Here is a 23801-nt window from a genome sequence, read left to right as displayed (position 1 = left end):
CGACCATGCAACTCCACGATGTCTGGTTCGTCATCATCGCCTTCCTCTGGACGGGCTACTTCTTCCTCGAAGGCTTCGACTTCGGGATCGGCGTGCTCACCAAGCTGCTGGCCCGGGACCGGAGCGAGCGGCGGGTGCTGATCAACACCGTCGGGCCGGTCTGGGACGGCAACGAGGTCTGGCTGCTCAGCGCGGGCGGGGCGACCTTCGCCGCCTTCCCGGAGTGGTACGCCACCCTCTTCTCCGGGTTCTACCTCCCGCTGCTGCTGATCCTGGTCTGCCTGATCGTGCGCGGTGTCGCGTTCGAGTACCGCGTCAAGCGGCCCGAGGAGCGCTGGCAGCGCAACTGGGAGCACGCGCTCTTCTGGACCTCGCTGCTGCCCGCGGTGCTGTGGGGCGTGGCCTTCGGCAACATCGTCCGCGGCGTGAAGATCGACGCCGGCAAGGAGTACGTCGGCACCGTGCTCGACCTGCTCAACCCGTACGCGCTCCTCGGTGGACTGGTCACGCTGGCGCTGTTCACCTTCCACGGTGCGGTGTTCGCGGCGCTGAAGACCGTGGGTGACATCCGGGGGCGGGCGCGCCGCATGGCAGGCGTCCTCGGGGTGGTCACCGCCGTGCTCGCCGTCGCGTTCCTGGCCTGGACCCAGGTCGACAAGGGGAACGGCGCCAGTCTGGGTGCCATGGTCCTCGCGGTGGTGGCGCTGGTCGCCGCGCTCGTGGCCAACAAGTTCGGGCGCGAGGGCTGGGCGTTCGCCTTCTCCGGGATCACGATCGTGGCCGCGGTCGCCATGCTGTTCCTGACGCTCTTCCCGAACGTCATGCCGTCGACGCTGAACGAGAGTTGGAGCCTCACGGTCACCAACGCCTCGTCCAGCCCCTACACCCTGAAGATCATGACGTGGTGTGCCGGCATCGCCGCGCCGCTCGTGATGCTCTACCAGGGGTGGACCTACTGGGTGTTCCGCAAGCGGATCGGCACCCAGCACCTCGCCGAAACCCACTAGCCGCATCCCCCGCCCCGCCAGGGCGGGATGCGGGAGAACGGAAGGTTTCACGTGAAACCGATCGACCCGCGCCTGCTCCGATACGCCCGTGCCACCCGCGGATTCCTCGTCGCGGTGGTGGTGCTGGGGCTTGCCGGAGCGGGCCTGGTCATCGGTCAGGCCATGCTGATCGCGGAGATCGTGGTGGGAGCCTTCCAGCACGGCCGTCCGCTCGGCGCACTGGTCACACCGGTGACGTTGCTCGCCGCGGTGTCCGTGGGCCGGGGGCTGGTCTCCTGGCTCACGGAGTTGGCCGCGCACCGCGCCGGCGCCTCGGTCAAGTCCGAACTGCGGATGCGGTTGATCGAGCGGGCGGCGGAACTGGGGCCCGACGTGGCGGTCCGCCGCGCCGAGGGCACCGCGGACACCGGCACCCTGGAACTGCGGACCGGGGAGCTGACGACCCTGGCCACCCGCGGCATCGACGCCCTGGACGACTACTTCGCCCGCTATCTGCCGCAGTTGGGGCTGGCGGTCGTGGTGCCGGTCGCGGTGCTGGTCCGGATCGTCAGCGGGGACTGGATCTCCGCGCTGACGATCGTCCTCACCCTGCCGCTGATCCCGGTGTTCATGATCCTGATCGGCTGGGCCACCCAGTCGAAGATGGACCGCCAGTGGCGGCTGCTCTCCCGGTTGTCCGGGCACTTCCTCGACGTCGTGGAGGGGCTGCCGACGCTGAAGGTCTTCGGCCGGGCCAAGGCCCAGGCCGCCGCCATCCGCGAGATCACCAGCCAGTACCGCCGGGCCACCCTGCGCACCCTGCGGATCGCCTTCCTGTCGTCCTTCGCCCTCGAACTCCTCGCCACCATCTCCGTGGCGCTGGTCGCGGTCGGCATCGGCTTCCGCCTGGTGAGCGGCGAACTCGACCTCTATACGGGGCTGATGGTGCTGGTGCTGGCGCCCGAGGCGTATCTGCCGCTGCGGCAGGTGGGGGCGCAGTACCACGCAGCGGCAGAGGGGCTCTCCGCCGCGGAGGAGGTCTTCGCCGTGCTGGAGACCCGGCCGCGCACGCCCGGCACCGCGCCCGCGCCCGCGGGCACCGGGCTGACCGTCGAGGGGCTGGTGGTCCGCCATCCCGGACGCGCCGCCGCTTCGCTTCCCGCGACCTCGTTCGAGGTTCGGCCCGGCGAGACCGTCGCACTGGTCGGGCCCTCGGGCGCCGGCAAGTCCACGCTGCTGAGCGTGGTGCTCGGCTTCACCGAGCCGTCGAAGGGGCGGGTCCTCGTCGACGGGCGGGACATCGCCGACCTCTCCCCCGACGGCTGGCGCGGCCGGATCGCCTGGGTGCCGCAGCATCCGCATCTCTTCGCCGGCTCCATCGCCGAGAACGTCCGGCTGGTGCGGCCGGACGCCGATGACGCGGCGGTCCGCGCCGCCCTGGGCGAGGCCGGGGCACTGGACTTCGTCGACGCGCTGCCCGATGGCACGGCCACCCGGCTCGGGGAATCCGGCGCCGGGCTCTCCGCCGGCCAGCGGCAGCGCATCGCGCTCGCCCGCGCCTTCCTCGCCGATCGCCCGATCGTGCTGCTGGACGAACCGACCGCCAATCTGGACGGCGAGACCGAGCAGGCGCTGGTCGAGGCCGTCGGCCGGCTCGCGGCCGGGCGCACGGTCCTGATGGTGGTCCACCGGCCGGCGCTGCTGGCGGTGGCCGACCGGACGGTGCGGCTGGCGGGGCCGCGGGAGGGGGCCGCCGCGACGGCGGAACCGGTGGCGACGACGGCGACCGCGCGGGCGGCCGCCGCCCCGGACGCCCCGGCCCGGTCGGGCCCGGCGGCGGACGCCGGGGCGGTGCCGGCCGGCGATGCCGCGCCCGCTTCCGCCCCGCGCTCCGCGCTGCGGCGGCTGCGCGGGCTGGCCCGGGCCCGGCGGGCGCGCTTCGGGCTCGCGCTGCTGCTCGGCAGTCTCGCGCTGGGCAGCGCGGTGGGCCTGATGGCGACCTCCGGGTGGCTGATCTCACGGGCCTCGCAGCAGCCGCCGGTGCTGTACCTGATGGTGGCGGTGACCGCGACCAGGGCGTTCGGCATCGGGCGGGCGGTGTTCCGGTACGCCGAGCGACTGGTGGCGCATGACGCGGTGTTCCGGATGCTGGCCGACGTCCGGGTGGCCGTCTTCCGGCGGCTGGAGCGGCTGGCGCCGGCCGGCCTGACGGAGCGCCGGCGCGGCGATCTGCTGTCGCGGCTGGTGGCCGACGTCGACGCGGTGCAGGACTACTTCCTGCGCTGGCTGCTGCCCGTGGGGGCGGCCGTACTGGTCGGCGCGGGCACCGTCGCCTTCACCGGCTGGTTGCTGCCGGAGGCCGGGGCGATCCTCGCCGCCGGGCTGCTGCTCGCCGGTGCCGGGGTGCCGGCGCTGTCGGGTGCGCTGGCGCGGCGTGCGGAGCGCCGGCTGGCGCCGGCCCGCGGGGTGCTCTCCACCCGTGTCGTCGATCTCCTCACCGGGACCGCCGAGTTGACGGTCGCCGGTGCTCTTGGGGCCCGTACGGAGGCGGTGCGCCGTGCCGACCGGGACCTGACCCGGATCGCGTCCCGCTCGGCCGCCGCGGCCGGGGCCGGCGCCGGGCTGTCGGCGCTGCTGTGCGGGCTGACCGTGGCCGCCGCCGCGGTGGTGGGCGTATCGGCGGTGCACACCGGCCGGCTGACGGGCGTGGCACTGGCCGTCGTCGTGCTCACCCCGCTCGCCGCGTTCGAGGCGGTGGCCGGTCTGCCGCTGGCCGCGCAGTACCGCCGCCGCACCCGGCACGCCGCCGAGCGGGTCTTCGAGGTGCTGGACGCCCCGGCGCCGGTCCGCGAGCCGGCCACCCCCGTGCCCGCGCCCGAAGCGCCGTTCCCGCTGGTCGTAGGCGAGTTGACCGCGCGTCACCCGGGTCAGGACCGCCCGGCGCTGGACGGGGTCGGCCTCACGCTGGCCCCGGGCCGCCGGCTCGCCGTCGTCGGTCCGTCCGGCTCCGGCAAGACCACGCTCGCGCAGGTGCTGCTGCGTTTCCTGGACCGGGAGTCGGGGGCGTACACGCTGGCCGGCACGGACGCCGAGGGGATGGCCGGCGACGCGGTGCGGCGGCTGGTCGGGCTGTGTGCGCAGGACGCGCACCTCTTCGACAGCTCGCTGCGGGAGAACCTCCGGCTCGCCCGGCGGAACCGGAGCGAGGGCGACGGCAGCGCCGACGACCGGGACCTGTGGGAGGCGCTCGACCGGGCGCGGCTGGCCGACTGGGTGCGGGGGCTGCCCGACGGCCTGGACACCATGGTCGGGGAGCACGGAGCCCGGCTGTCCGGCGGCCAGCGGCAGCGGCTGGCCCTGGCCCGCGCGCTGCTCGCGGACTTCCCGGTGCTGGTGCTGGACGAACCCGCGGAACACCTCGACCTGGCCACCGCCGACGCGCTGACCGCCGATCTGCTGGCCGCCACCGAGGGCCGGACGACGGTGCTGATCACGCATCGGCTCGCCGGCCTGGAGGCGGTCGACGAGGTGCTCGTACTGGACCGGGGGCGGGTGGCACAGCGCGGCAGTTACGCCGAGTTGGCCGCGGCCGACGGTCCGTTCCGGCGGATGCTGGAGCGTGAGCGGGCGGTGGACGCGGCGTATCCGCAGATGGTGGCCGCAGCGGACCGGAGCGCGTCGGAGGACGCCGGCCGGGAGCCCGCCGGGGTGCACACGTCCGCATGAGGCATGGGCCGGCGGGGCTCCGGCGCGGCGGGGCCGACGCCCGGTCGGCACCGCCCGGCCCCGCCGCGCCGCACAACTGAACTTTCTCCGGAAATGGGCCGTTATTAGGCTCGGAGCATGGCAGCCACGGCAGGATCGCCCTCAGACCCCGCGGACACCGCCCGCTCCGGCGGACGCCCGGACCCCATGGACGCCGCCACCGAGGCCACCCGCAGCCTCCGGGGGCTGTCGTCCGAGCTGACCGCGCGGGTGCCGCAGCTGCTGGAGGCGATGCGCACCATCGGCGCGGGGCTGGACCTGCACATCACGCTGGACCGGATCGTGGAGACCGCCGCCGAACTCGCCGATGCGCGCTATGCGGCGATCGGGATCATCGACGACGCCCGGGAGGGGCTGTCCGACTTCGTGACCTACGGCGTGACCGGCGCGCAGCACGAGCGGATCGGCGCGCTGCCCGACGGCCACAAGGGCCTGCTCGGCGCGCTGATCCACGATCCGAAGCCGGTGCGGCTGGCCGACCTCACCAGGGACCCCCGCTCGGCCGGGTTCCCGCCGGAGCACCCGCCGATGCGCTCCTTCCTGGGCGTTCCGATCCGGGTCCAGGGCGAGATCTTCGGCAATCTCTATCTGACCGAGAAGCGCGGCGGGGAGTTCAGCGAGGAGGACCTGCACATGGTGCGGGTGCTGGCGACCGAGGCGGGCATCGCGATCGGCAACGCCCGGTTGTACGCGGCGACTCGGCAGCGGGAGCGGTGGATCGACGGTTCGGTGGCGGTGACCACCGAGCTCCTCGCCGGCAGCGATGTCGACGACGCGCTCGCGGTGGTCGCCGAACAGGCCCGGAAGCTGGCGGATTCGGCGGCCGGCATCGTGCTGCTGCCGGACGAGGACGGTGGGCTGGAGGTCGTCGCGGTGTCGGCCGACGATCCCACCGGGATCCTGGGGACCCAGATCCCGCACGACAGCCCGGTGACCGAGCAACTCCTCGCCGGGGAGCCGGTGTTCGTGTCCGATTCGGCCGGCGATCCGCGGACGGTCACCGACCTCGCGCCGCGCTTCGGGCCGAGCATGCTGCTGCCGCTCAAGAGCGGCGGCCGGGTGCTGGGCACCCTCGCCACGCCGCGGGCCCGTGGCGGCCGCCCGTTCTCCGCCGCCGAGCGGACGCTGGCCACGCAGTTCGCCGCGCAGGCCGCACTGGCGCTGGTGCTGGCCGACGCCCAGCGCGACCGGGAGCGGCTGGCGGTCTACGAGGACCGCGACCGGATCGCCCGCGATCTGCACGACCTCGTGATCCAGCGGCTGTTCGCGACGGGGATGATGCTGGAGAGCGCCCAGCGCAGGACCGAGGTCCCGGCGGTGGCTCAGCGGGTCGGCAAGGCCATCGACGAACTCGACGTCACCATCCAGGAGATCAGGACCGCGATCTTCGCCCTTCAGCAGAGCCCCGCCGAGGCGCCGTCGGGGCTGCGGACCCGGGTCCTGCGGGAGATCGGTGCCGCTGCCGTACCGCTGGGCTTCCAGCCCTCGGCGCAGTTCCTCGGTCCGGTCGACGTCAAGGTCGGCGAACTGGCCGGGAAGAACCTGATCGCCGCACTGCGCGAGGCGCTGTCGAACGCCTTCCGGCACGCCGCGGCGTCCCGGATCGAGGTCGTGGTCGACGCGACGGTCAGTCTGCCGGACGGCACTCCCGGCGTCCGGCTGACCGTCGCGGACGACGGGGTGGGAATCACCGAGGGCGGCCGCCGCAGCGGCCTCAAGAACCTCGCCAAGAGGGCGGAGTCCTTGGGGGGTTCGAGCACCTACGGGCCCGGCTTGGGCGACGACGGCGGGGGGACGACGGTGAGGTGGGAGGCGCCGCTGTAAGGAGTCCAGGCGGCTGGGCCGACGCATCGTTTCACGTGAAACCACCGCCGCCGCACGGGAGTTGATGGTTTCACGTGAAACATGGGCGTCAGAGTACGTCTCACCGTTTCACGTGAAACAACCCAATCCGCAATGCGTGCCCGTGGTTTCACGTGAAACCACGGTCGCCGCCCTCCCCGAAGCCTCCGGTCGCTTCCGGGGGCTCCTCAACGCTCCTGAAGAATCCGCTCGATCACGAGGGCCACACCGTCGTCGTTGTTGGACTCCGTACGGCCGGTGGTGGCCGCCAGGACGTCGGGGTGCGCGTTGGCCATGGCGTAGGAGGTGCCGGCCCAGGTGAGCATCTCGATGTCGTTCGGCATATCGCCGAAGGCGACGACCTCGTCCGGCGAGATTCCGCGTTCCGCGCAGCAGCGGGCGAGGGTGCCGGCCTTGCTGACGCCCAGGCCGCTGATCTCCAGGAGGGCGGTGGGGCTGGACCGGGTGAAGGAGGCCAGGTGGCCCGCGGTGGCCCGGGCCAGCGCGAGGAAGGCGTCGGGGTCCATGGCGGGATGGTGCGCGAGCAGCTTGAGCACGGGCTGGTAGGGCGCGGTGGTGCCGTCGCCCGCCGAGGTCATCGCGTCCGGCCCGGCCGCCTCGTCATTGGCCGAAAAGGGGCCGTCGGTGCCGACGCCGTCCTCCGGGCCGGGGCGTGACGGCGGGGTGAAGCCCTCGGCCAGGAGCTTCTCGGCCGGCGCTATCACCGCGGCAGGGTCCAGCAGGAAGGGCGGGTACTGCGGCTCGTAGTGGATGCCGCCGGTGCGCTCGACGGCGAAGGTGGTGCCGGGGGCGGCGCCGCGCAGGGCGTGGACGACATCGAGCGCCACCGCCTGGTCGAGGGCGCTGACCTCGACGATCCGGTTGCCCCGGTGCAGATCGACGACGGCCGCGCCGTTCGCGCAGATCGCCAGGCCGTGGCCGTGCACATGGTCGCTGACCACGTCCATCCAGCGGGCCGGGCGTCCGGTGACGAAGAACACCTCGATGCCCGCCTTCTCGGCGGCGGCCAGCGCGGCGATCGTCCGGTCGGAGACCCGCTTGTCGTCGTGCAGCAGTGTGCCGTCGAGGTCGGTGGCGATCAGCCGGATGGGGCGGGGCGGCGTGGCGGAGGCATCAGTCACGGGGCCATCTTCGCGTACCGGTACGTACAGGCGTGCGGTGGGTGGCGGGCATGAGCCTCCCGGAGAAGCGGCCGGACGGGGGTTTTGCGGGAGCCCCGTACGCTCGGGGGCATGCGACTGAGCACTGTGATCCTGCCCGTCCGCCGTTGGTCCGAGGGCGGGAAGGAGACCTGGCAGCGCGCCGAGGAGCTGGGGTTCCACGCTGCGTACACCTACGACCACCTGTCCTGGCGGAGCTTCCGTGACCTCACGTGGTTCGGGGCGCTTCCGACGCTGACCGCGGCCGCCGCCGCGACCTCCCGGATGCGCCTGGGCACCCTCGTGACCTCCCCGAACTTCCGGCACCCGGTCACCCTCGCCAAGGAGTTGATCTCGCTCGACGACATCAGTCAGGGCCGCGTCACGCTGGGTATCGGCGCCGGCGGCAACGGTTTCGACGCCACGGCGCTCGGCCAGGAGCCCTGGTCCCCGCGGGAACGGGCCGACCGCTTCGCGGAGTTCACGGCCCTGCTGGACCGGCTGCTGACGGAGGACGCGGTCACCTGCGAGGGCACGCACTACTCCGCCGACGAGGCGCGCAACATCCCCGGCTGTGTGCAGCGGCCGCGCCTGCCGTTCGCGGTGGCGGCCACCGGCCCCCGCGGGCTGAAGCTGGCGGCCCGGCACGGCCAGGCGTGGGTCACCACCGGTGATCCCAAGGTCTCGAACGCGGGCGGCACACCGGCCGAGTCCCGCGAGGCCGTCCGCCGGCAGACCGAGAAGCTGGCGAAGGCCTGTGCCGACCAGGGCCGGGACCCCGAAGAACTCCAGAAGATCATGCTGACCGGCTTCACCCCGGACCAGCCGCTGGATTCCCTGGACGCCTTCGTGGACTTCGCCGGCCGCCACGCGGAGCTGGGCATCGACGAGCTGGTCATCCACTGGCCGATCGCGGATTCGGTCTTCGCCGCCGACCCTGCGGTCTTCGAGCGGATCGCCACCGAGGGGCTTGCGCAGCTCGGGGCGTAACGGCGCCTCCACGACGTCGGTCCGCTCCTGCTGATTTACCCCGGTCTCCGGCCAGGGCTTTACCCGGTATATAGCTGGCAAGAGGGAGAATTAGGGCAGCGGCGCAGTGTGCGGGTCCCGGCGTGCGTGAGGACGGTGTGCGACCGGGCCGGGCACTGCGCGAAGTGCGGTGCGTTGTGGAGGAGCCATGGCACAGACCCGATTCGCCCCGGACCGCGGGCTGACCTCGCGCATGGTCATGACGATGTTCTTCATCGGGCTGCTGTACGTGGTGGTCGTCAGTGCGCTGGTGGTGCTGCTCAAGGGCGCCTGGGTGGTGGTGCTGCTGATCTCGGGGGTCATGTTCGTCGCGCAGTTCTGGTACAGCGACCGGATCGCGGCCTTCAGCATGGGGGCGCGCGAGGTCACGCCGGAGCAGGCGCCCGAACTGCACGGTGCGGTGGACCGGCTCTGCGCACTGGCCGACATGCCCAAGCCGCGGGTCGCGATCGCCGAGTCGGATGTGCCGAACGCCTTCGCCACCGGCCGCAACCAGAAGAACTCCATGGTCTGCGCCACGACCGGGCTGCTCCGGCGGCTGGAGCCGGAGGAGCTGGAGGGAGTGCTCGCCCATGAGCTCTCCCATGTCGCCCATCGCGATGTCGCGGTGATGACCATCGCCTCGTTCCTCGGCGTCCTGGCCGGCATCATCACCCGCGCCGCCCTGTGGAGCGGCATCGGGCGCAACAACCGGGACCAGAACGCCGCCATCGCCGTCCTGGTCGTCACCGCCGTCAGCGTCGTCGTCTACGCCATCAGCTTCCTGCTCACCAGGCTGCTCTCGCGCTACCGCGAGCTGTCCGCCGACCGGTCCGCCGCCCTGCTGACCGGCCGCCCCTCGGCGCTGGCCTCCGCCCTGACGAAGGTCACCGGCCAGATCGCGCGGATCCCGACCGAAGACCTCCGCAAGGCCCAGCCGTTCAACGCGTTCTACTTCGCCCCGGCGTTCAACAAGGAGACCTTCAACCAGCTGCTGTCCTCGCACCCCACGCTGGAGCAGCGGCTCGACCAGCTCGGACGGATAGCGGCGGAGCTGGGGCGGCCGTGAACGGCGGCCGGCGGGACGGCAGCGAACGACGCGTGGCGAGGTTTCCCGTGAAACACGCCGCCGCGTCACCGGAGCAAAAGATCAAGGAGTAAGCCGCGCATGGGATTTCTGGACGCCATCCTCGGCCGCAGCAAGCCGGTACGCCCCGATCTGGACCAGCTCTTCGCGCTGCCGTCGGCCGCGGTCACCCTGCAGGCCGCGGCCGGATTCACGCCCACGGGGCTGGGTTCGGTGTGTTTCGCGAGCGTGGAAGGCGGCGCCTTCTCGCGGATCCAGGAGGAGGCGCGTGCGCTCCTGGACGGTGCGGTGGAGTTCACGCAGGACGCCTACGGCTATACATGGCTTCTGGTGCGGCACTCCCCGGAGGATGTGGCGGGCCTGGTCAACGACCTCCACGCGGTCAACACGTCCCTGGAGGAGGCGGGGTTCGGACCGCAGCTGCTGTGCTCGCTGATCGGGTTCCGCGACGCGCGGCAGCGGTCGCTCGCGCTGGTCTACCTCTACAAACGCGGCACGTTCTACCCCTTCGCACCGCGGTCCGACGGTGGCGAGAAGCGCGACAATCCGCTCGAACTCCAGGTGCGGGCGATGCTCGGGGACGACCTGACCGTCGAGAAGGACCTCTCCCGGTGGTTCCCCGTGTGGGGAGCGCCTGGGCTCTGACCTGCGGACTCCGCGCGGCAAGCGTCAGCCGGGGAAGCCGAGGAACTCCGGCGGTACCCGCTCGGTCAGCCACACCCCGTTGGCGCTGAGGTGGAAGACGTGGCCGGCCCGGTGCATCGCACCCGCGTCGACCGTCAGCACGACCGGCTTGCCGCGCCGCCCGCCCACCCGGGTCGCGGTCTCGCGGTCCGGTGAGAGGTGCACGGCGTGCCGGGACATCGGCCGCAGCCCCTCCTCCCGGATGGCGGCCACGCTCCGGGCGACCGTGCCGTGGAAGAGGAAGCCGGGAGGCACGGTCGGCGGCAGGGCGAGATCGACGCACACGGAGTGGCCCTGGTGGGCGCGGATACGGCCGTCCTCCACGGTGTAGCGCTGCTTGTCGTTGTCGGCGACCACGGCGTCCAACTCCGCCCGGGAGAAGGGGAATCCGTGCCGCGCTGCCGCTTCGAGGAGCTCTGCCACCGGCACCCAGCCCCGTGCGTCGAGAGCGATGCCGATCCGTTCCGGTGCGTGGCGCAGATGCTTGGCCAGATACTTCGAAATGCGCACGGAGCGCTGGTGGTTCATGCCTTCAGGATGCCGTGGGGCGGCCGCCACGGCACCCGTGTTTCGGGGGCGGGCGCCTGGACGCGGCCGGCGTCAGCGGCGCGCGTCCGGCCGGCGGCTCATGCGCCCGCGGGCCGCTCCGGGCCCTGCTGCCCGTCCCGTTCCCGCTGCTCCTCGCCGTGCTGCGCGCGGGCCAGCTCGCCGGCCTTCATAGCCTTGGCGCCGGTCACCTCGTCGGCGGCCCAGCGGGCCCACTCCTCCATCGTCGCGGACATCCGCAGGCCGTATTCCAGCGCGATCCGCCCGTAGACGGAGATCATCTCCTCGTCCCACTCGGCGGTCCGGTCGACCTGCTCGTACGCGGCGCGCATCCGGGCGGCGGCCTCGGCCTGCGTGAGGAGGTAGGTCTGCGCCTCCAGCGGCGTGAGGACGCCGAGGAAGAAGACGCGCAGCAGGCCGTCGTGGCGCTGCTGGCCGACGGGGGCGACCTCCGTGAGCCAGTGGCGCAGTTCGGTGAGGCCGTCGTCGGTGATCGCGTATTCCTTGCGGCCGCGCGGGCCGTGGGCGCTGACCTCCACCAGGCCCGCCGTCGTGAGCTTGTTGAGCTCGCCGTAGACCTGGCTCTGGGTCGCCGGCCAGACGTTGCTGAGTGAGGCGTTGAACAGCTTCATCAGGTCATAGCCGCTCGCCGGGGATTCGGAGAGCAGGCCCAGCACCGCGTGTCTCAGGCTCATGGTCTGCACACTACCTTCCACAAGTGACACGTCAAAGCTGGACTTTCCAACATCGACATGTCACAGTTGGAATGTCGCTGGGGGCTGGGAAGGTCCGAGTCCGGGCGCGCGGCGTTGATCGCGTTCGCCGGCCCGGCGCATCGACGAGGAGTCGTCCGCAGGGGGCGGGCGCGAAAGAGGGGGATCATGAACTATCTGCGGGGCTTCCTGCCATGGTTGGTCTTCGCGGGGGTGTCCGCGGTCGGTTGGCAGTGGGGGGCGCTGGCCGGACTGCTGTCGTCCGTGGCGCTGCTGATCGCGGACCGCGCCGCCGGGCTCTCACTGGAATCCCGGCTGCTGGAGTACGGCTCGATCGTCTACTTCGTCGGCCTGTCCGCCGTGGCCTTCGCCCGTCCCGACAGCGCTCTCGAGACGTACGGCAGTGCGCTCTCGATGGGTTGGCTGGCGCTCATCGCCTGGGCGTCGATCGCCGTCCGGCGCCCTTTCACCATGGCGATCGCCCGCCGCATGGCCCCGCCCCAGGTCTGGCACACGCCGCAGTTCCGGCATATCAACGTGGTGATCACCGCGGCCTGGTCCCTGTCCTTCACCCTGACCGCGCTCGCCCAGGCCGCCATAGCCGCCTACGGCCTCGGCGCCGTTGTCTCGGTCCTCGTGCAGATCGCCGGATTTGTTCTTCCTGTCCGATTCACCACCGCATACTCGGGCCGGGCCCGAGCACGCTTCCTCCAGCAGTCCGGCATGGCCCTCGACGTCCAGGAAGGCAGCGCCTCATGACCAGCACACCGTCCGCCGCAACATCTCAATCCCCCGCCACGCCACCGCACTTGGCCGGCAACTTCGCCCCGGTCGGCGACGAACTGTCCGCTTACGATCTCCCGGTCACCGGCGCCATCCCGCCGGAGCTCACGGGGTGGTTCCTGCGCAACGGCCCCAACCCGCAGGACGCCGCCAGCCCCCACTGGTTCTTCGGGGACGGCATGGTCCACGGCGTGCGCCTGGAAGGCGGCCGGGCCGTCTCCTACCGCAACCGCTGGGTCCGCACCCTGAAGTTCACCGACGGCATCCGCGTCACGGACGAGCAGGGCCGCCGGAATCTGGCGACCGGCGCGGCCAATACCCATATCGTCCGGCACGCCGGGCGCACGCTGGCGCTGGCCGAGTCGTCCTTCCCCTGCGAAATCGACTGCCGGCCCGGGCACGAGCTGGAGACCCTCGGCCCGCATGACTTCGGCGGCCGCCTCGCCACCGCCATGACCGCCCACCCCAAGATCTGCCCCACCACCGGCGAGCTGCACTTCTTCGGCTACGACAGCACACCGCCGTATCTGACCTACCACCGGGCGGATGCACAAGGGGAGTTGACGGTCAGTCGTCCCATCGACGTCCCCGCCGGCACGATGATGCACGACTTCCACCTGACGGGCCGCCATGTCGTCTTCATGGACCTGCCGATGGTCCACAACCGCGACCACGCCGGCATGCCGTACCAGTGGGATCCGGAGTACGGGGCCCGCCTGGGGGTGCTGCGTCGCGACGACCCGTACGGCGAGGTCCGCTGGCTGGCCATCGACCCCTGCTACGTCTTCCACTCGCTGAACGCCCATGACGACGGCGACCAGCGCATCGTCCTCTACGTATCCCGGTACGCCACGCTGGGCGCCCCTTCGCCGCCCTGCCTGTGGCGCTGGACGATCGATCTCGCCGCCGGCTCCGTGGCCGAGGAGCAAATCGACGACCAGATGGGCGAGTTCCCCCGGATGGACGACCGCCTCGCCGGACAGCCCGCCCGCTTCGGCCACGTCACAGCCGCCGAGCTACCGGGCACCGGCGCGATACCCGGCGCCCTGATCCGCTACGACCTGAGGACCGGCGCGGCGGCCCGCTATGACTTCGGCCCGGGACGCACCCCGGGCGAGGCGGCGTTCGCCCCCGCCGACCACCGGCCGGGCGGACCGGGCTGGCTGATCACCTACGTCTATGACGCCACCACCGACACCAGCGATCTGGTGATCCTCGACGCGGAGGACATCACCGCCGGTCCGGTCGCGACGGTGCCCCTTCCCCGCCGGGTGCCGTATGGATTCCACGGCAACTGGCTTCCGGATCCGGCCGTTTGACGGAGCCCGTAGGGGCGGCCGGGCGGGCGCGTGTCGTCCGGCTTGCTCTTTGACAACTGGAGAAGGCAGCACACGGGCCGCGGCCGGCGAGAGCGGCGCGCGGGGCGGCGGCCGTCGGCGCGCCGGGGCCGGTCGGTGCTCAGTGTCCCGGGGTGCCCTCCGCCGGGGTGCCGGCGCCGCGGTTGTCCGCGGCCAGGGTGTCCAGGGTGCGGGCGTGCACCTCGCGCTGTGCGGCGGCCGCGATGAAGGCGGCGATGTTCTCCTGGCCCACCAGGTCGCGTACCGCCTGAACGGCCTCGGCGGGCAGCAGCACGGGCTCTGCGCCGGTCGCGGGACGGGGGTCCGCGACGGGTCCGGAGGCCGCCGCCGCCCCTGGACGGACGGCCGGTCGAGGAACGCGCGTTGCCTCGGGGACGGCCTCCGGCGCCGGGGCCGCCGCTGCCGCGGGGCCGGAGGCCGGGCCGGCGCTGCCCGCGGCCCGGAAGGCCCGGCCGGCCCCGGCGCGCCCGCCGGGCCGTTCGCCGCCGCCCCGCGCGTCAGGTGCCGGCGCATGGAGGTATCCGGCGTCCGATGCGGGGCCGCCGTTTCTCGGCGCGTCCGCGGCAGAGGCGTCCGGCTCCCGTCGGCCGGCGGGCAGGGCCTCCGTCAGGTGGTGGCGGATGTACTGACCGGCCAAGGTCCGCATGGCGCGGGCGAGTTCGGCGTCGATGGTCTGCTGGGCCAGCGGCCGCAGGCGCCGCACCAGTGCCGTGGCCTCGGCCGTCCCGGCCTCGGTGGGCGGATGGTCCAGGAACGCCTGGAAGACGTGCTCGGTGGTGAAGTCCAGGAAACGGGCGGCGATGTGCTCGACCTGGCCGCGCACCTCTCGCAGATGTCCGGAGATCGCCAGGAGCGGGACGCCCGCCGCGTGCAGCTCGATGGCGACGGCGAGTTCCTGCGGACTGGGGACCAGGAACTCGCCGTTCCGGTCGGGCACGCTCACCAGGACGCCCAGTTCGACGGCCTCGGCCACCGCCTGCTCGTTCGGGGAGCCGCCGAAGGCGGCGTCCAGGTCGGCGCGGGTGATGCGGGCCGGCTTCTCGTCCGTCCACGGCCCGTCGATCTCGGTGACCAGGCCCAGGACCCCGTCGAGGCCGCGTCCGGCGTCCCATGCCTCGAGCAGCTCCTTGATGCTGGCGAGGGTGTAACCGCGGTCGAGCAGATCGGCGATCTGGCGCAGCCGCGCCAGGTGGGTGTCGCCGTACACATTGGCGCGGCCGCGTCGCTCGGGGCGGGGCAGCAGCCCCCGGTCCTGGTAGGCGCGGATGGTGCGGACCGTGGCGCCACTGAGATGGGCCAGGTCCTCGATGCGGTACTCGGCCGTCGGCGGCGGTTCGGTCGTCACTGCGATGCTCCTTACGGGGCGGCCACCTCGGCGAGGAAGCCGTTGGCCGGTCGGCCGCCCCCGGACGCTGGCTGCCCCGGGCGGTTGGCCGCACGGCGGTTGCGTACGGGCCGGCCGTGCCGAGGGGTGGGCGCGCCACGGGCGGTGGCCGCGCCGGGGTCGGCCCGGCATGGGCCGGGTGCGGCGGTGCCACGATACGGCCGCCTCAGGAGATGCCCAGGTGGGGCGGCCGTCTTACGGGCGGTCGGCCCGGGAGCCGGCACGCGGGCGAGGACGGTGGCAGGCCCCTACCGCAATCGGCGGCGGGTGGGGCGCTCCGGCGGGGGAGCAGGAGTGGGGAAGCCGCAAGGAGCAGGGGCCTTCCTGCGAAGGGCGGTAGGCGAAGGGCGGTAGGGGTGCCACAGGCAGCGAGGGATTCGCTGTCAGCGGCTCGTCCAGACATGGGGGGCCGCGGACGTGCAGGTCCTCCTGATCTCGACCGCGGGTGCCTGTCCGGGCCAGGGGCGGCCCGGACAGGCACCGGGTGCGGGCGGTGGAGCGCGGGCCGGTTACACCGGCGGCTTGATACGGGCGAGGGCGCGCAGTGCCCGCGGGGTGAAGCGGGACAGCAGACGGGCGCCGCGCGCCTCGGGCGTCACCGGGACGACCGCCTGGTTGCGGACGACCGCGCGCAGGATGGCGTCGGCGACCTTCTCCGGCGGGTAGTTGCGCATCCCGTACATCCGCGCGGCCTTGGCCTGGCGGCGCTTCTCCTCCTCCGCGGAGACGCCGGTGAAGCGGGCCGTGCCGGTGATGCCGGTGTTGACGAGCCCGGGGCAGATGGCGGAGACGCCGATGCCCTGTCCGGCGAGCTCGGCGCGCAGGCACTCGCTGAGCATGAGGACGGCCGCCTTGGAGGTGCTGTAGGCGGGCAGGGCCCGGGACGGCTGGTAGGCGGCGGCCGAGGCGGTGTTGACGATGTGGCCGCCCTGGCCGCGGTCGGCCATCCGCCTGCCGAAGACCCGGCAGCCGTGGATGACGCCCCACAGGTTGACGTCCAGGACCTTCTTCCAGTCCTCGGTGGTGGTGTCCAGGAAGGCGCCGGACAGGCCGATACCGGCGTTGTTGACCAGCACGTCCACCGTGCCGTACTCGGTGTCGACCTTGTCGGCGAGCTTCTCCATCGCCGCCTCGTCGGAGACGTCGACGGCCTCGCCCCACGCCTCCGGCGCACCGATCAGCCGCGCCAGCTCGGCGGTGCGGGCCGCGCCCTCCGCGTCCCGGTCGACGGCGACGACCCGCGCCCCGGCCTCGGCGAAGGCGAACGCGGTGGCCCGGCCGATGCCACTGGCCGCGCCGGTCACCAGCACCAGCTGCCCGCCGAAGCGATCGGCGTACGGACCGGAGGCCACGACGTCCTTGGCCGGATCGCCCTCCTCCTGAGCGGTGACGAACTCGCCGATCCAGCCGGCGAGTTGGTCGGGACGGGTGCGGGGCGCCCAGTGCTTGGCCGGAAGCGAACGGCGCACCAGCTGGGGCGCCCACTGGCCGAGGTCGTCGTAGAGCCGCGGGGAGAGGAACGCGTCGCCGGTCGGGGTGATGAGCTGGACCGGGCAGTGGGCGTAGGCGTCGGGGCGGGGGCGGCGCAGCCGGGCGCGGACGTTGTCGCGGTACAGCCAGGCGCCGTGGGCCGCGTCGGTGGGCAGCGAGGCGGTGGGGTAGTCGCCGGTGGGCACCTTCTCCATCCGCTGGAGGATGCTCGGCCAGCGCTTGCCGAGCGGGCCCTTCCAGGCCAGTTCGGGCAGTGCGGGGGTGTGCAGCATGTAGACGTACCAGGACTTGGCGCCCTGGCCCAGCAGTTGGGCCGCCCGCCCGGGGGTGGGGCGCGCCATGCGCTTCTTGATCCAGTGGCCGAAGTGGTCGAGGGAGGGACCGGAGAGCGAGGTGAAGGAGGCGATCCGGCCCTCGGTGCGCCGCACGGTGGCGAACTCCCAGGACTGGACGGAGCCCCAGTCGTGGCCCACGAGGTGGATCGGGCGGTCGGGGCTGACCGCGTCCACGACGGCCAGGAAGTCGTCGGTCAGCTTCTCCAGGGTGAAGCCGCCGCGCAGCGGTCGCGGCGCGGTGGAGCGGCCGCAGCCCCGGACGTCGTAGAGCACCACATGGAAGCGTTCGGCCAGGCCGCGGGCGACCTCGGACCACACCTCCTTGCTGTCCGGATAGCCGTGCACCAGCACCACCGTGGGCCGGTCCGGATCACCGAGTTCGGCGACGCACAGTTCGATCCCGCCGGTGCGCACCCAGCGCTCCCGCGCCTCCGAGAGCCCGGCGGCGGCCCTCGCCGGCCGCCCAGCCGCCGGTCCGCGGCCCTGCTGTGCGTCCCGTCCACGTTCCGTTGTCACGCGGCCTTCTCCTCCTGCCAGCGCCGCACATGCGGCAGATCGTCGTCCAGCCAAAAGGCGCTCTCCTGCGGGTTCTTGGAGTCCGTGACGACCAGGATCTCCTCGAACTTCGCCCCCGTCCCCCGGAAGCCGAGGTGGGGTTCGACCGCCCACAGACCGGGCTGCGGCGGGTGGTCGGAGAAGCGGTACGGGCTCCACAGCGGGGACCAGCCCTCCCGGTGGCCGTGCAGCGCGTCCGAGGCGAGGCCCTTGAGGGCCTGGGCGCCGAACCCGAAGAGGGTGGGGGACCAGCGGCCCTGCCGGACCCGGTCGACCTTGTGCGCGATGACGCCGAAGGGGTGGGCGCGGTGGCGGTTGGCGTATCCCTGCCGGGCCATCAGCCGGTCGACGTCCTGGTAGATCTCGCGCAGCGGGCGCCGTTCGCGCACCTCGCGCAGGATCAGTTCGCGGTGGGCTTCGAGGTCGGCGAGGAGCCGGTCGTGCACGGGGTTGAGGCCCAGGCAGCCGGAGTAGCCGATGTCGGCGGTGAAGCCGCGGTGGACCGGCGCCATGTCGAGGATGAACGGCATCCCCGGCTCCAGCTCGCGGTTGGTCGGGAAGAACTGCAGCGGTACGCGGAAGCCGGCGAACGCGGTGCGGTCGCCGAACCAGGCGAACGGCAGGTGGAACCAGTCCTGCACACCGCGCTCGCGCAGCCACTCGCGCTGCATCCGGGCCGCTGCACGCTCGGTGATCCCGGGCCTGAGCTGGGCGGCCACCGCTTCCGCGCAGGCGTAGGCGAGCCGTTGGACCTCCCGGAATCCCCTGAGCTCGGCGGTGAGCTCTCCCGTTGCTGCTGCGGTCGCTGAGGTGACTGAGGCCATCGCCAACCGTCCGTCCGTAAGCGGTCCATTGCGGTACGTGCCCGTAACTTGCCACTGATGAATGTGACAATGACTGGCGGCTACGTCAAGGGGTGTGCGGCGGGCGAGGCCGCCGACAGGGTGCGCCCCGGAGCGTACGACCCTGAGGCGGACTGCCGCTGAAGCATGAGAACCCCTACGGGTCTGTCGTACCGGAGTGGGAGGCGAAGACCACCGCTGGGGTTGACGACGGGTGTGGCGGCCGCCACTACCTTCGAACACGTGACTGTGATCGTGACCGAAAGCCTGACCAAGCGGTACCCGAGGGTGACCGCGCTGGACCGGCTCTCCGTGGACATCGCCCCGGGCGTAACGGGCCTGGTGGGTGCCAACGGCGCCGGCAAGTCGACCCTGATCAAGATCCTGCTCGGTCTGGCCCCGGCCACCGAAGGGACCGCCCACGTCCTCGGGTTGGACGTGACCAAGGACGGCGGCGCCATCCGCGAGCGGGTCGGCTACATGCCCGAGCACGACTGCCTGCCGCCGGACGTCTCGGCCACCGAGTTCGTGGTGCACATGGCCCGGATGTCCGGTCTGCCGCCGACCGCCGCCCGCGAGCGTACCGCCGACACCCTGCGCCACGTCGGCCTCTACGAGGAGCGGTACCGCCCCATCGGCGGCTACTCCACGGGCATGAAGCAGCGCGTGAAGCTGGCCCAAGCGCTCGTGCACGACCCGCAGTTGGTCTTCCTCGACGAGCCCACCAACGGCCTGGACCCGGTGGGCCGGGACGAGATGCTCGGTCTGATCCGGCGGGTCCACACCGACTTCGGGATCTCGGTCCTGGTCACCTCCCACCTCCTGGGCGAGCTGGAGCGGACCTGCGACCACGTCGTCGTCATCGACGGCGGCAAGCTGCTGCGCTCGTCCTCCACCACGGAGTTCACCAAGGTCACCACCTCGCTGGCGGTGGAGGTCACGGACACCGACGCCCACCCGGACGGCACCGGCGCGCTGCGCGCGGCACTGACCGCGGCCGGAGCCGCGGTGACCACCGGCGCCCCGGGGGCGATGGGGCTCGCCTCTCCCGGGCACGTCCTCCTCGTCGAGGCGTCCGGGGAGGCGACGTACGACCTGGTGCGCGACACCGTCGCCGGGTTGGGACTGGGCCTGGTGCGGATGGAGCAGCGCCGGCACCAGATCGCCGAGGTGTTCCGCGACGCGGACGCGGACGCGGAGGCACAGGCGGCGGCAGAGGCACAGGCGGCGGCAGAGGCACAGGCGGCGGCAGAGGCACAGGCGGCGGCAGAGGCGCGGGCGGGGGCCGGCGCCGCGCCGACGGAGAGCCACGCGACGGCGGGGCGGAACACCGATCGCCCCACCACCGTGGGCGGAGGGAACGCAGGATGAGTACGGAAACCACGCCGGGCAGCGCCTACATCCACAACATCGGCTACCGCCACTACGACGGCCCCCGGCTGGGCCGCGCCTACGCCCGCCGGTCGCTGTTCTCGCAGAGCCTGCGCGGCGCCTACGGCATCGGGCGGTCGGCGAAGAGCAAGGTGCTGCCGATGCTGCTCTTCGGGGTGATGTGCCTGCCCGCGGGGATCATGGTCGCGGTGGCGATGTTCACCAAGGCCGGCAGCCTCCCGATCGGCTACCCCGAATACGCCATCTACCTCCAGGCCGTCATCGGCCTCTACCTGGCGGCCCAGGCCCCGCAGTCCGTCTCCCGCGACCTGCGCTTCAAGACCACCCCGCTCTACTTCTCCCGGCCGATCGAGCGGGTCGACTACGTCATCGCGAAGTTCGCGGCGATGGCGAGCGCGCTGTTCCTCCTCACCGCCGCCCCGCTGGTGATCCTCTACGTCGGGGCGCTGCTGGGGAAGCTGGACTTCCTCGACCAGACCAAGGGATTCGGGCAGGGGCTGGTCAGCGTGGCGCTGCTGTCGGTGCTGTTCGCCGGCATAGGGCTGGTCGTCTCGGCGGTCACCCCGCGCCGCGGGTTCGGGGTCGCCGCCGTGATCGCCGCGCTCACCATTCCGTACGGCGCGGTCAGCGCGATCCAGGGCATAGCCACACTCCGGGGCAGCGACGGCGCCGTCGGCTGGCTGGGGCTGTTCTCGCCCATCACCCTCATCGACGGGGTGCAGTCCACGTTCCTGGGCGGCACCAGCTCCTTCCCGAACGGGCTGGCGCCGTCCACCGGCGCCGGGTTCGTCTACCTGCTCGTCTCGCTGCTCGTCATCGCCGGTTGCTTCGGCCTGCTGATGCGCCGCTACCGGAAGGCCGGACTGTGAACACGATCCACATCGACCACGTCTCGCGCTGGTTCGGCAACGTCGTCGCCGTCAACGACATCACCATGAGCATCACCCCCGGTGTCACCGGGCTGCTCGGCCCCAACGGCGCCGGCAAGTCCACCCTCATCAACATGATGGGCGGCTTCCTCGCCCCCTCCAACGGCACCGTCACCCTCGACGGGACGACGATCTGGCGCAACGCGGCGAGCTACCGCCACATCGGCCTCGTCCCGGAGCGCGAGGCGATGTACGACTTCCTCACCGGGCGTGAATTCGTCCTCGCCAACGCCGAGTTGCACGGACTCGGCAGGGCCGCGGCGGCCCGGGCGCTGGCCACGGTCGAGATGGAGTACGCCCAGGACCGCAAGATCTCGACGTACAGCAAGGGCATGCGGCAGCGGGTGAAGATGGCCTCCGCGCTGGTCCACGACCCGTCGGTGCTGCTGCTCGACGAGCCGTTCAACGGCATGGACCCGCGGCAGCGGATGCAGCTGATGGAGCTGCTGCGGCGGATGGGCGACGAAGGCCGTACGGTCCTGTTCTCCTCGCACATCCTCGAAGAGGTCGAGCAACTGGCCTCGCACATCGAGGTGGTGGTGGCCGGCCGGCACGCCGCCTCCGGCGACTTCCGCAAGATCCGCCGACTGATGACCGACCGCCCGCACCGCTACCTCGTCCGGTCCGACAACGACCGGGCGCTGGCCGGAGCGCTGATAGCCGACCCCTCGACGGCCGGTATCGAGGTGGACGTCGTCGAGGGCGCCCTGCGCATCCAGGCCGTCGACTTCGGCCGGTTCACCGAACTGCTGCCGCGGGTCGCCCGCGACCACGGCATCCGGTTGCTGACCGTCTCGCCCTCCGACGAGTCGCTGGAATCCGTCTTCTCGTACCTCGTAGCGGCCTGAGGCCAGAAAGGAGCCCTGAGGCAGTATGTCCACGACCTCACCCGTGGCCCCGCCGGCGCCCGCCGCCGCGCCCAAGGCCGCGCTCCTCCACCCGACCGTCGCCCGGCTCACCTACCGGGCACTGCTCGGACGGCGCCGCGCCCTGATCCTCTTCGCGCTGCCCGCCCTCCTGGTGGCGATCGCCGTGATCGTCCGGGCGCTGACCGGCGCCGACGACGCCACGGCCGGCGGCATCCTGGGGGGCTTCGCGCTGGGCACGATGGTCCCGCTGATCGGCGTGATCGCGGGGACGGGCGCGATCGGGCCGGAGATCGACGACGGCTCGGTGATCTACCTCCTGGCCAAGCCGGTCCGCCGCTCGACGATCATCGTGACCAAGCTGCTGGTGGCGATCGGGGTGACCGCCGTGTTCTCGGCGATACCGGTCCTGGTGGCCGGCTTCGTCCTCAACGGCAACAGCCAGCAGATAGCCGTGGCGTACGCGGTGGCCGCGGCCGTCGCCTCGGTCGCCTACAGCGCCCTGTTCCTGCTGTTCGGCACCCTCACCCGGCACGCCGTGGTCTTCGGCCTGGTCTACGCCCTGGTCTGGGAGGCGTTCGTGGGGAGCGTGGTCCCCGGGGCGCGGACCCTCAGCGTCCAGCAGTGGGCGCTCGCGGTGGGCCAGAAGGTCGGCGCCGACGGGGCGTTGAGCTCCGCGGTCCAGCTGCCGCTCGCGGTCTGCCTGCTGGTGGCCGTCACCGCCGCCGCGACCTGGTACGCGGCGCGCCGGCTGAAGGCGCTGACGCTGGCCGGGGAGGAGTAGGAACCCGGCGGGGCGAGGCGGGCGGGGCGACGGACGGTGCGGTGGCCCCGCCCGTCGTCCTGCATCCCGATCACTTCCGCGTCCGTCCGGGCGTCCGGCCGAGTGGGTGTCCGCCCGGCCGACCCCGCACCGGAGCAGGAGGAGCGCAGGGCAGGAGGCACAGAAGGAAGGGGGAGAGCGGCAGGCGGCTATCCGCCGGAGCCACCACCGACAGTGCCGGAGCCGCCGGCAGCACCGGAGCCACTGCCGCCGGAGCCGCTGACGCCGGAGCCACTGCCGCCGGCGGCGCCGTTCCTCTGCGCGTTGTTGAACTCCCGTACGTTCCGCTGGTGTTCCTGGTAGTCGGCGGTGAAGCGGGTGTCGCCCGGTTTGACGGTGACGAAGTAGAGCCAGTCGCCGGCGGGCGGCGCGGCGGCGGCCTTCAGCGCGTCGGCCCCGGGGTTGTCGATCGGGGTCGGCGGCAGGCCCGCGAACTTGTAGGTGTTGTACGGGCTGTCGGTGCGGAGGTCGGCGTGGCTGGTGTGGAGGGTGCTGCGGCCGAGCGCGTAGTTGATCGTCGAGTCCATCTGCAGCGGCATGTTCCTGGCGAGCCGGTTGTCGATGACCCGGGCGACCCGGCCCATGTCGGCCGGCCGGTCCGCCTCGGCCTGCACGATGCTGGCGATCACCACCGTGCGGTAGTCGGTGATGTGGTCGGCGGCGAGCCGCTGGCCGGCGGTTTTGACCATGTAGGTGAGCAGCGACGCCGGGGTGGTGCTTCTGCGGATCGGATAGGTCGCGGGGAAGAGGTAGCCCTCCGGGTTGCCGTTCGCCTCGGCGGGCAGGTCGAGGCGCGCGGTCTTGGCGGCCCGCGCGGTGGTGCCCCGCGGCACGTGCAGGGCCTGGTCGGCGGCCGCGTAGATCTGGGAGGCGCGCTGTCCCTCCGGGACCGCGAGCTGACCGTACTGCCGCTCCCGCAGCAGCCGCGGCACGATCAGCACCGCGAGGAGGACCACCACACACAGAACGGCGACGAGAAGGAGCCAGCCGGCGCGGGAAAGCCGCGGTCCGGACCGGCGACCGGCGTGCGGAACATCGCTCATGGGGGCACGGTAGGGCAGCCGGCTGTGAAGCGGGGCGCGCAGGTCGTGCGGGGGCGCGGCCGGCGGGGTCGGGCCGGAAGGTCGTCAACGGCGCGGCGGGGGGGGGGGGGGGGCGGGGCCCCCCCCCCCCCCCCCCCCCCCCCCCCCCCCCCCCCCCCCGGGGGGGGGGCGGGCCCCCCCCCCCCCCGGGGGCCCGCCCCCCCCCCCCC

The 23801-nt window shown here is 72.7% G+C and carries 19 protein-coding genes; 12 read left to right on the top strand and 7 right to left on the bottom strand.

What is annotated here, in order from left to right; genetic code table 11:
- Window positions 1-5: 5 nt before the first annotated feature.
- From cydB to ACIQE0_RS09270, 3 genes are all read left to right on the top strand, one after another.
- On the top strand, window positions 6-1007 hold the full coding sequence (gene cydB / locus ACIQE0_RS09280; protein ID WP_402330166.1) for a cytochrome d ubiquinol oxidase subunit II: 1002 nt from the start codon (window positions 6-8) through the stop codon (window positions 1005-1007).
- Window positions 1008-1058: 51 nt separating this feature from the next.
- Window positions 1059-4712, top strand: a complete 3654-nt coding sequence (cydD, locus tag ACIQE0_RS09275) for a thiol reductant ABC exporter subunit CydD (protein ID WP_402330164.1) — start codon at window positions 1059-1061, stop codon at window positions 4710-4712.
- A gap of 186 nt (window positions 4713-4898) precedes the next feature.
- A complete protein-coding gene (locus ACIQE0_RS09270) occupies window positions 4899-6575 on the top strand; it encodes a GAF domain-containing protein (RefSeq protein ID WP_366335054.1) in 1677 nt (558 codons plus the stop codon).
- 206 nt (window positions 6576-6781) lie between these two features.
- Here the strand turns inward: ACIQE0_RS09270 and ACIQE0_RS09265 are convergent, their stop codons facing one another.
- The gene (locus ACIQE0_RS09265) at window positions 6782-7735 is read right to left on the bottom strand and encodes an HAD-IIB family hydrolase (protein WP_402330162.1); all 954 of its coding nucleotides are present in this window, start codon (window positions 7733-7735) and stop codon (window positions 6782-6784) included.
- Between the two features lie 111 nt (window positions 7736-7846).
- On the opposite strand from ACIQE0_RS09265, the gene ACIQE0_RS09260 reads away from it, so the two are divergent.
- The 3 genes from ACIQE0_RS09260 (at window position 7847) to ACIQE0_RS09250 (ending at window position 10493) form a co-directional block, all read left to right on the top strand.
- Window positions 7847-8743, top strand: a complete 897-nt coding sequence (locus tag ACIQE0_RS09260) for an LLM class flavin-dependent oxidoreductase (protein ID WP_402330161.1) — start codon at window positions 7847-7849, stop codon at window positions 8741-8743.
- Window positions 8744-8930: 187 nt separating this feature from the next.
- Window positions 8931-9830: a zinc metalloprotease HtpX gene (gene htpX, locus ACIQE0_RS09255; RefSeq protein ID WP_366334965.1), complete on the top strand. Its 900-nt coding sequence runs from the start codon at window positions 8931-8933 to the stop codon at window positions 9828-9830.
- 99 nt (window positions 9831-9929) lie between these two features.
- The gene (locus ACIQE0_RS09250; protein ID WP_366334967.1) at window positions 9930-10493 is read left to right on the top strand and encodes a hypothetical protein; all 564 of its coding nucleotides are present in this window, start codon (window positions 9930-9932) and stop codon (window positions 10491-10493) included.
- A 24-nt stretch (window positions 10494-10517) separates the two neighbouring features.
- On the opposite strand, the gene ACIQE0_RS09245 is transcribed toward ACIQE0_RS09250, so the two are convergent.
- Both ACIQE0_RS09245 and ACIQE0_RS09240 read right to left on the bottom strand, forming a co-directional pair.
- A complete protein-coding gene (locus ACIQE0_RS09245; RefSeq protein ID WP_402330158.1) occupies window positions 10518-11060 on the bottom strand; it encodes an RNA 2'-phosphotransferase in 543 nt (180 codons plus the stop codon).
- Between the two features lie 98 nt (window positions 11061-11158).
- The gene (locus ACIQE0_RS09240; protein ID WP_366334969.1) at window positions 11159-11773 is read right to left on the bottom strand and encodes a helix-turn-helix transcriptional regulator; all 615 of its coding nucleotides are present in this window, start codon (window positions 11771-11773) and stop codon (window positions 11159-11161) included.
- 186 nt (window positions 11774-11959) lie between these two features.
- Between ACIQE0_RS09240 and ACIQE0_RS09235 the strand changes: the two genes are divergently transcribed.
- Together ACIQE0_RS09235 and ACIQE0_RS09230 are read left to right on the top strand one after the other, a co-directional pair.
- Window positions 11960-12550 carry a hypothetical protein gene (locus ACIQE0_RS09235; protein WP_366334971.1) on the top strand — a complete coding sequence of 197 codons (591 nt, stop codon included), beginning with the start codon at window positions 11960-11962 and terminating at the stop codon, window positions 12548-12550.
- Window positions 12547-13893 (top strand): carotenoid oxygenase family protein, encoded by a 1347-nt coding sequence (locus ACIQE0_RS09230; protein WP_402330156.1) that lies wholly within the window; start codon window positions 12547-12549, stop codon window positions 13891-13893. The genes ACIQE0_RS09235 and ACIQE0_RS09230 overlap by 4 nt, the downstream gene beginning before the upstream one ends.
- Before the next feature lie 139 nt (window positions 13894-14032).
- Here ACIQE0_RS09230 and ACIQE0_RS09225 read toward each other — a convergent pair whose 3' ends face one another.
- From ACIQE0_RS09225 to ACIQE0_RS09215, 3 genes are all read right to left on the bottom strand, one after another.
- Complete coding sequence (locus ACIQE0_RS09225; protein WP_402330155.1) at window positions 14033-15277, bottom strand: MerR family transcriptional regulator; 1245 nt, start codon at window positions 15275-15277, stop codon at window positions 14033-14035.
- A 548-nt stretch (window positions 15278-15825) separates the two neighbouring features.
- Window positions 15826-17556, bottom strand: a complete 1731-nt coding sequence (locus ACIQE0_RS09220) for an SDR family oxidoreductase (RefSeq protein WP_402330335.1) — start codon at window positions 17554-17556, stop codon at window positions 15826-15828.
- Between the two features lie 98 nt (window positions 17557-17654).
- Window positions 17655-18521: a M24 family metallopeptidase gene (locus ACIQE0_RS09215; protein WP_402330153.1), complete on the bottom strand. Its 867-nt coding sequence runs from the start codon at window positions 18519-18521 to the stop codon at window positions 17655-17657.
- A 267-nt stretch (window positions 18522-18788) separates the two neighbouring features.
- Between ACIQE0_RS09215 and ACIQE0_RS09210 the strand changes: the two genes are divergently transcribed.
- Genes ACIQE0_RS09210 through ACIQE0_RS09195 form a run of 4 tightly spaced genes read left to right on the top strand, consistent with a single transcriptional unit; the run spans window position 18789 to window position 22510 of the window.
- Window positions 18789-19910, top strand: a complete 1122-nt coding sequence (locus ACIQE0_RS09210; protein WP_402330332.1) for an ABC transporter ATP-binding protein — start codon at window positions 18789-18791, stop codon at window positions 19908-19910.
- Window positions 19907-20800: an ABC transporter permease gene (locus ACIQE0_RS09205; RefSeq protein ID WP_402330151.1), complete on the top strand. Its 894-nt coding sequence runs from the start codon at window positions 19907-19909 to the stop codon at window positions 20798-20800. Before ACIQE0_RS09210 ends, ACIQE0_RS09205 begins: the two co-directional genes overlap by 4 nt.
- Complete coding sequence (locus ACIQE0_RS09200) at window positions 20797-21708, top strand: ABC transporter ATP-binding protein (RefSeq protein WP_366334983.1); 912 nt, start codon at window positions 20797-20799, stop codon at window positions 21706-21708. Before ACIQE0_RS09205 ends, ACIQE0_RS09200 begins: the two co-directional genes overlap by 4 nt.
- A 25-nt stretch (window positions 21709-21733) precedes the next feature.
- Window positions 21734-22510, top strand: coding sequence for an ABC transporter permease (locus ACIQE0_RS09195; protein ID WP_402330148.1), 777 nt, complete (start codon window positions 21734-21736; stop codon window positions 22508-22510).
- 188 nt (window positions 22511-22698) lie between these two features.
- On the opposite strand, the gene mltG is transcribed toward ACIQE0_RS09195, so the two are convergent.
- Window positions 22699-23592 carry an endolytic transglycosylase MltG gene (gene mltG / locus ACIQE0_RS09190; protein WP_402330146.1) on the bottom strand — a complete coding sequence of 298 codons (894 nt, stop codon included), beginning with the start codon at window positions 23590-23592 and terminating at the stop codon, window positions 22699-22701.
- Between the last annotated feature and the right edge of the window lie 209 nt (window positions 23593-23801).

Origin of the sequence: Streptomyces sp. NPDC093097, assembly GCF_044754325.1 — a bacterium.
Taxonomy (GTDB): Bacteria; Actinomycetota; Actinomycetes; order Streptomycetales; family Streptomycetaceae; genus Streptomyces.
This window is presented reverse-complemented; position numbering and strand designations above follow the sequence as displayed.